Origin of the sequence: Streptomyces sp. NPDC052101, from assembly GCF_040680235.1 — a bacterium.
Taxonomy (GTDB): domain Bacteria; phylum Actinomycetota; class Actinomycetes; order Streptomycetales; family Streptomycetaceae; genus Streptomyces.
The window spans coordinates 257952-263951 of the sequence record NZ_JBFAWH010000013.1 but is presented as its reverse complement, the minus strand read 5'-3'; the positions used below and the strand labels follow the sequence as shown (position 1 = coordinate 263951).

The window sequence follows — 6000 nt, the reverse complement described above, 5'->3', positions numbered from 1 at the left end:
TGAGACTTCGAACACCTCCCCCAACGGCACAGGAGCCTCGTGCGTTGCGCACACCACCAGCGTCACCCGATCAGTGGCCGCGCTGAAAACACTCAATGATTGAAAAGCAAACGGATCACGGCGTGTCCGTCACGGGAAGTTGCCCATCGGACACGGCTCAACTCGCCAGGATCGTGCTAGGTCCGATAAGCAATGTCAACGATCGTTTTCGGCTAAAGGATCGTTGAAAGCAGGCAGTGCGCGACACCCGCTGGTCTTGCACACCTGGGCGTTAGACCAGACAGCGCGGCGCTGCAGGTGCTGCCTGACGTGGCGGACTCACCCACGCCCCATCCGCGGCCGTACGGCACTTCGCAGGACAGGTCACGGGCCGCACCAACGGCCCCCGCAACACGGGATGACGGCGTGCCGCATCCGCTGAGCTGCACCAACGACGCCTGCCATGACAGATGCCGAGTAGCAACGCACTGCCTCGCAACGTCCTGCCAGCACGAGCGGATCGATGCACAGCGATCTCATTTTCGGCGATAAATGATCGTTGAGCCTGCGACCGACGGCACTGTAATGTGCCATGCACAGACCAACCAAATCCACCCGTAGCCTGGGAGTGTCTCAGTGGGTTCTGCCTCACCCCTGCCGATGACGCTTGCGCGCCTCGAGGCACTGCTCAAAGAACGGGGCATAAATCGATCGCAAGTGCTCAACATCGGGGAGTTGGCAGCCAAGGCGGCGCTGCCCGAAGACACCGTCGCCGTCCTGCTCGGAGGCGGCCAAATTCCGGCCGACACCGTGGCCGCCCGGGTCAGCACACGTGTCAAGATCCTCGCTGATGCATACTTGGCGTGCACCGGAAAGCCTATGTCAGACCTGGCCGGCAGCATTTCCCGTCAGCTGGGTGTTTCCTCTTTCTGGGCACGCCAGGTGTGCTCTGGCGACAAAGTACCCAGTGTTGAACTGCTGCACGGCCTGGTGGGATTCTTCGGGGTCGAAGGGGGCGAGGCGTTCTTCACCGCGCCTGCTGCTGAGGCCCTCAACCGCGTACTGCTGCCCATGCTGGCCGCACTGCAGCAGACGTCACGGGGGCCGGAGGTCGATGGTTTGGCCACTTCGCCGGCTGAGCGCGAAGTAGCGGTGCCCTCACCCCGGGAGGCGGACGCCGAGAACCCGCCGAGGCCTGCACAGCCGCCGTCCGCAGTCTCGGATCTCTCGGCGAGACTGAACCGCCTTTTCGCGGTCATGCACCCCAGAGGACGTGCGATGTACACCTCACACGAGGTTGCCGAGACAATCACTGCGCACGGGGTCGAGATCACAGCGGCACAAGTCGAGCAGCTACGACACGGCATCTGGACTTCACCGAGTCCTGAGCAACTCGAAGCCCTCGCCAGCTTCTTCGGCGTACCCGTCGGCTACTTCGTCAACGACGACGTAGCGTCTCAGGTCTCCGCGGATCTCAACCTGGTGGAGACACTGAAGTCCCAGGGCATCGGCCCCCGCCAGATCGCTCTACGGGCAGTCACCGATCTGGACGAGGAGGCGCTTGCTGCCCTTGTCCCGGTGATCCAACACCTGCAGCGGGCAAGCAAGAGGCAACGGATGTGAGCTGCTGGTAGGGCGGTATACGAAGTTGCCCCACTGCAGCCAACCGAGTTGGGACCGGCGGCCCATGCGGGCTTCCGCCGCTGCCGAGCGAGACAGGTGCCGCTGTGGTGAGGGGGGAGCACGAGAGTGGTCTTTGTCCAGTGGCAGTGCGCCGACCCGGGGGGGGGAGCGGGGATGAACGACAGGGAACTGCGTCGCTACTGCGCCGATCTGGTCCGGCAACTCGACCTCCCCGAGCCGTTCAACATCAACGCCCTCATCGACCAGATAGAGGAACGCCGCGGACGACCCATCTCGCTTGTACCGATGCCGCTCCCCGCCGACCGAGGCCTGTGCGGCATGTGGGTCGCTACCCCCGACGTCGACTACGTCATCTACCAGGCGAAGGCCAGAAAGGCACACCAAGGCCACATCGTCCTCCACGAGATCGGCCACATGCTCTGCGAGCACGAGTCCACCCCGGCAGAGGAGGAAGAGGTCTCCCGACTCCTTCTGCCGAACATCGACCCTGCGCTCGTGCGCACCGTCCTCGGGCGCACCTGCTACGACCGGAGCGAGGAGAAGGCTGCCGAGCTTGTTGCCTCGCTGATCCCCCTGCAGGCCACCAACGCCGCTCCCTGGCCGACGACAAGTCTTTCGGAAGACGTGGTCAACCTCGTCAGCCACCTCGAGCGCTCCCTGGGGCGCAGTTCCACACCAAGGACATAGCCGAGTGTTTTTCAACGTCGTCTACGGGATGCTCTCCCTGATCACCTGGAGCGCATTCGCCTTCAAACTGCGAGACCTCGCCCGCGACTGGCGCAATAAGGAGTTGCAGCGGCTTTGCCTGGCGATCGCCACGTTCGCCGCACCATTCGGCTTCGCCACCCCCGCGGTGTACGTACGTGTCGATGCCCTGTTCGGCACGCCCAACATCACTTCGCTGATCATCTACACCACCGTGGAGGTCTGCCTCACCTCGTTCCTGGCCCTCCTCGTCAGCTGGTCGTCTGCGCAGTCGAACGTCCGGCTCCGTCACCGGCTGATCCTCGGATACGCGATCGCCACGGTCACCACGAACTGGGCGCTGTTCTTCCTGGGGGACGCCACCGACGCGTCGCACGCCCTTGACTTCGACGTTCACTATGCCAAGACCGCGTACATCTGGGAGTTCCTCCTCGTCCACCAGACCCTGTTCACGGTCAGCATGATCGGCCTGATCCGGCTCTGCTGGCGCTACTCCAAGATCGTCGGTCAGCCTTGGCTGCGCCGCGGCCTGCGCATCGTCACCGTGGGAGCAGTCGCCGGCTTGGGCTACTGCCTGCCCAAGGCCATCTCCCTCATCTGGGACAAGCTCGGCATCTCACCACTCGGCTTCGTCAACTCCGTTGTGGCCCCCATGTTCGCCAGCGTCGCGGCCGCTCTCTTCGCCGTAGGGTTCACCATGCCCGCCTGGGGCGTCGGCCTCGGCAGAGCCATGGCATGGATATCCGACTACCGCACCTTCCGCCGCCGCTACCCACTTTGGCAGGCGATCACCCGTGCCTTCCCCGAAATCGTCCTCGTCGCCCCGCCGGCCTCCCGCAGGGAGCTGGCTCGCGACCTCCGGTTCTTCCTCGGTCGCCAGGTGATCGAGATACTCGACGGCGAAATGAGACTTCGTCCCCACCATGACCCGGAAATCAATCGCGTGACACGAGAAGTAGCGGCGAACCAGAACATCACCGGTGACGAGGCGGATGCCGTCGCAGAAGCCGCGCAAATCGCAGCAGCCCTTCAGGGTCGGTCTACCGGTCACGAGGCGTCAGGGGGACACGGCACAGACTTCGACGACGCGGCCAACGGCGACCTCAACAAGGAAGGTGCTCGTCTGACCCGGGTCGCCGACGCCTTCAGCACCTCCACCGTCATCCCCGACGTTCTCGAGCGGCTCCAGTCGGCGACAGCAGACGCATGAGCAGCACCGAACGGACCGGCAGCCTCTCGTCACTGCTCAGTGAAGCACTCGTCGCTGACCCACATGGCGCCTACGCCCAGCTCCGCGAAGCCGCCCCGGTCCACCGCACCACCACTCCCGACGGCGAACCCGTGTGGCTGATCACCCGGTACGCCGAGGCCCGCGCAGCTCTGGCAGACCCCCGGCTCTCCCTGGACAAGGCAAAAGCCAAAACCAGTGGCGAGTACAGATCCTCCATGCCCCCTGAGCTCGACGCTCACCTGCTCAACATGGATCCACCCGACCACACTCGTCTGCGCCGACTCGTCGCCAGGGCATTCACTCCCCGTCGCGTCGAGGGCCTGCGCATGCGCATCCAGAAGCTGACCGACGAACTCCTCACCACGATGACCGGCCCTCACGTGGACCTCGTCCACGACCTGGCCGTCCCGCTGCCGATGGGTGTCATCTGCGAACTGCTCGGCATCCCGGAGACAGCAAGGCACGACTTTCGGGCCTGGACCGACACACTTTTCTCACCGACGCAGGGAGCGGCAACGGAGTCACGCACTGCGATGAGGCAGATGCACCAATTCCTCAAAGGTGTCATCGAGGACAAACGAAACAGCCCAACCGAGGACCTTCTGTCTGCCCTCGTCCAGGCACGCGACGACCACGACGCACTCACCGAGCCTGAACTCGTCTCCCTGGCGTTCCTCACTCTGTTCGCCGGCTACGACAACGCCGTACATCTCATCGGCAACACAGCACTGAGCCTGTTGCTGCACCCCCGACTGCTCACGGCAGTGCGAGGTGGCGCCATCCCGATACGGTCGGTAGTCGAGGAGACGCTGCGCTGGAACCCCCCTTTCGCACTGGCAGTGCGCCGCTTTGCCCTCGAAGATGTCAGCATCGGGAACGCTCTCATCCCGGCCGGCAGCCGAGTGTGGGTCTCGATCGCTTCGGCGAACCGGGACGGGCGGGAGTTCGCGTCTCCTGACGTGTTCGACCCGGTCCGTGCACCAACTCACCTGGCATTCGGTTACGGAGTGCACTACTGCCTTGGCGCCCCGCTCGCGCGGATGGAAGCGGAAATCGCCGTACGGTCCCTCCTGGAACGGTTCCCCGTGCTTGAACTAGCCGGAGCGGCTGACGAGTTGGAGTGGTGGCCGACGTTTCACAAACGGGGACTGCGCAGCCTCCCAGTGGTGACTTACTGATGGGATGAAGGGGGTCTCCCGCCCCCTTCATCCCATCAGTGACCAAGCCGTTCCTTCGCAGCCGAGCCAGCAATTACCGATGGGCCGCCGTACCATCGAGCGCCTGCCTCGCTTCATACTCAGCGGTCATCTCGACAACTGTCAGCAGCGAGCGCGCAACCACGCCGAGGCCATGCAGCCGTGCCGCCCGGTCCACTCTCGGCGCCGCCGGGTCAAGCACTTCGTCCGCGTATCGCAGCGTGTGCATCGCGGCGCCCTGCATCTCGTCCTCGAGCGTAGGGGTGAGCGCCGCGACCTCGGGCGAAAGCTGCCGGACGTAGAACCGGAACATCGGCCCCAGATTTTTGACTTGCGGAAACGACCGCGAATCGGTGCGGATCCAGCCAGGATCCAGCCACCGGATACGGCCGGTCGGCGACCGGGATTTCACGCTGGATCATCGGGCTTGTGCGGGGTCCCCGATGCTCCGTCTGACGGTGCGGTGGCCGTGGTGTCGGGCCGTAGCGCGGTCTGCATGATCGTGCGGCAGCGGTCCCAGGACGCGGGGACGAGGTGCCCGTACACGTCGACGGTGGTCTTGATGGAGCGGTGTCCGAGCCAGCGGGAGACTTCGTGGATCGGGATGCCGTGGGCGAGGGCGGTTGAGGCGAAGAAGTGCCGTAGTCCGTGGGGGGGGCGCCCGTCGCTCGCCGATCCTCATCAGGCCGCCACCGCGCCCGAAGTCAACACCCCCGGATGGCCTCCAGCACCCCAGACGCAATCCGCCCCATGCACAACCAATACACAAACGCGCGGGAACTCCCGGGAAATCGCAGGTCACAGCGGGCACTGCCGCGGGACGAGAAATGGCCCTGCCCCGGTGAAAACCCCAGGTCAGGGCCATAAAAGCAGACGAGTCGGGCTATACGCCGGGTTCAGAGCGTCCGCAGCGATTCCACTCGCCATATTTTGCGGCTCCCGCCGGGGGACTCGCCCCCTGTGGCCAACCGCACCACCGCCCCACGCCCCGCACACGGCCATCACCGGCGGCAACAGCGCCGCTGGCACTGCCCCCGACCCCTGGACCCCTGCCATACGAGCCCCGAAGTCCTCGCTCCACACAGGCACGGCGCCCCGCCGCGCATCCCGCTCGCTGACTCTCCGTTCAGCCCGCTCCAGCCAGAATCCAGCCGCCGTACAGAGAACGACGGACGACGACAGGTGACGAGCCGTCAGTTCATCCAGCCAACATCCAGCCGTGGGTACACCAACGGGGCCGACCCG

At 65.0% G+C, this 6000-nt stretch carries 5 protein-coding genes and 1 pseudogene; 4 read left to right on the top strand and 2 right to left on the bottom strand.

The annotated features are described in order from the left end of the window. Positions 1 to 639 precede the first annotated feature (639 nt). From AB0L75_RS24200 to AB0L75_RS24185, 4 genes are all read left to right on the top strand, one after another. Positions 640 to 1602, top strand: coding sequence for a hypothetical protein (locus tag AB0L75_RS24200; protein WP_365184255.1), 963 nt, complete (start codon positions 640 to 642; stop codon positions 1600 to 1602). Between the two features lie 174 nt (positions 1603 to 1776). Further along, on the top strand, positions 1777 to 2310 hold the full coding sequence (locus AB0L75_RS24195) for a hypothetical protein (protein WP_365184252.1): 534 nt from the start codon (positions 1777 to 1779) through the stop codon (positions 2308 to 2310). A 4-nt stretch (positions 2311 to 2314) separates the two neighbouring features. Beyond that, positions 2315 to 3538, top strand: coding sequence for an MAB_1171c family putative transporter (locus tag AB0L75_RS24190; RefSeq protein ID WP_365184250.1), 1224 nt, complete (start codon positions 2315 to 2317; stop codon positions 3536 to 3538). Beyond that, complete coding sequence (locus tag AB0L75_RS24185) at positions 3535 to 4737, top strand: cytochrome P450 (protein WP_365184247.1); 1203 nt, start codon at positions 3535 to 3537, stop codon at positions 4735 to 4737. The genes AB0L75_RS24190 and AB0L75_RS24185 overlap by 4 nt, the downstream gene beginning before the upstream one ends. Before the next feature lie 73 nt (positions 4738 to 4810). On the opposite strand, the gene AB0L75_RS24180 is transcribed toward AB0L75_RS24185, so the two are convergent. Both AB0L75_RS24180 and AB0L75_RS24175 read right to left on the bottom strand, forming a co-directional pair. Further along, positions 4811 to 5167, bottom strand: coding sequence for a hypothetical protein (locus AB0L75_RS24180; RefSeq protein ID WP_365184244.1), 357 nt, complete (start codon positions 5165 to 5167; stop codon positions 4811 to 4813). Further along, positions 5164 to 5397 (bottom strand): annotated as a pseudogene (locus tag AB0L75_RS24175) (hypothetical protein); the annotation flags it as partial. The gene AB0L75_RS24180 and the pseudogene AB0L75_RS24175, both read right to left, overlap by 4 nt. Positions 5398 to 6000: the final 603 nt, after the last annotated feature.